This is a genomic window from Stenotrophomonas pictorum JCM 9942 (assembly GCF_001431585.1).
Taxonomy (GTDB): Bacteria; Pseudomonadota; Gammaproteobacteria; order Xanthomonadales; family Xanthomonadaceae; genus Stenotrophomonas; species Stenotrophomonas pictorum.
This window is the reverse complement of sequence record NZ_LLXS01000047.1, coordinates 1-1,484: the sequence shown is the minus strand read 5'-3', so window position 1 is coordinate 1,484 and position 1,484 is coordinate 1. Positions and strand designations below refer to the sequence as shown.

Annotated in this window: 1 protein-coding gene and 1 pseudogene; both read left to right on the top strand. The window is 59.7% G+C overall.

Annotation, left to right across the window (positions count from 1 at the left end):
• Positions 1–215, top strand: a pseudogene (locus ARC78_RS14135) (lipoprotein N-acyltransferase Lnb domain-containing protein); the annotation flags it as partial.
• Positions 216–278: 63 nt separating this feature from the next.
• Positions 279–1,366, top strand: a protein-coding gene (locus tag ARC78_RS14125) for an IS3 family transposase (RefSeq protein WP_089153193.1) whose coding sequence is annotated in 2 segments (ribosomal slippage) — positions 279–540 and positions 540–1,366 — 1,089 coding nt in all. Because the reading frame shifts where the segments join, the coding sequence is not laid out codon by codon here.
• Positions 1,367–1,484: the final 118 nt, after the last annotated feature.

Sequence of the window (1,484 nt, the reverse complement as noted above, 5' to 3'; positions counted from 1 at the left end):
ACGACTATGCCGTGCGCTGGGAGCCCCGGCAGTCCGATCTTTCGCAGGTGCAATCAGCCGATCTGCTGCTGTCCTACTGGATGGGGCCGGCCATCGCCCACACCCTGGTGTCCTTCGGTTTCGCCGATGGCCGCCAGCTGGTGTTCTCGCTGGAGATCCGCAAGGAAAAAGGCGAGCAGTTCTCGGCGCTGGGGGGCTTTTTCCGCCAGTTCGAAGGGTAATCCCCCCGCAAAACCAGCGCAGTGAGAAGTAGAAGTTTTCGAAGGAAAATTTCTACCATGAAGAAGTCCCGATTCACCGACAGCCAGATCATCGAGGCGCTCAAGCGCGTAGAGGCTGGTCTTGCCGTGCCCGAGCTGTGCCGCGAGATGGGCGTCAGCACGGCCACGTTCTACAAGTGGCGCTCGAAGTTCGGTGGCATGGATGCCTCGCTGATGGCGCGCATGAAGGAGCTGGAGGAAGAAAACCGCCGACTCCGCAAGATGTACGTCGAAGAAAAGCTCAAGGCCGAAGTGGTCTCGGAGGCACTCGCAAAAAAGTGGTGAAGCCATCTCGCCGCCGCGAGATGGCTCAAAGGGCTGTGCAGGAACGAGGCATGTCGATACGCGCGGCATGCCTGGCCTTCCGGATCAGCCAGGCTTGCTACCGGTACGAAGCCAAGCACCAGGCCGAGAACGATGAGATCGCCGACTGGCTGCTACGCCTGACGGACAACAACCGCAACTGGGGCTTTGGGCTGTGCTTCCTGTACTTGCGCAACGTCAAAGGCTTTGGCTGGAACCACAAGCGCGTGTACCGCATCTACAGGGAGCTGGAGTTGAACCTGCGCATCAAGCCACGCAAACGCCTGGTGCGCGAGAAGCCCCAGCCGCTATCGGTACCAGAGGCCATCAATCAGGTGTGGTCGATGGACTTCATGCATGACCAGTTGGAGGACGGCAGAAGCTTCAGGCTGCTCAACATCATCGATGACTTCAACCGCGAAGCACTGGGCATCGAGGTCGACTTCTCGCTGCCCACGCTGCGGGTGATCCGCACGCTCACACAGGTCATAGCCTGGCGTGGCAAGCCGCAGGTCATTCGCTGCGACAACGGCCCGGAGTACATCAGCGCGGCCATCGAGGCCTGGGCCAAGTCGTGGGGCATTCGCTTTGAGCACATCGAACCGGGCAAGCCACAACAGAACGCCTATGTTGAACGCTTCAACCGAACGGTGCGCTACGAATGGCTCTCGCAGTACCATTGGACAGACCTTGATGAGGTCAGGCTGTGCGCCACCCAATGGATGTGGATGTACAACCATGAACGCCCAAACATGGCCTTGGGCGGCATCACCCCCAAGCAGCGGTTGGCCATGGCCGCATAGCTCTACTTCTCAGAACTCTGGTTAATGGGGGGATTACCGGGCCATCTCGCGCCGCTGAGATGGCCTCACCATTTTTTTGCGAGCGCTTCCTTCAGCAGGTCGGTACTGAGCTGGGCCT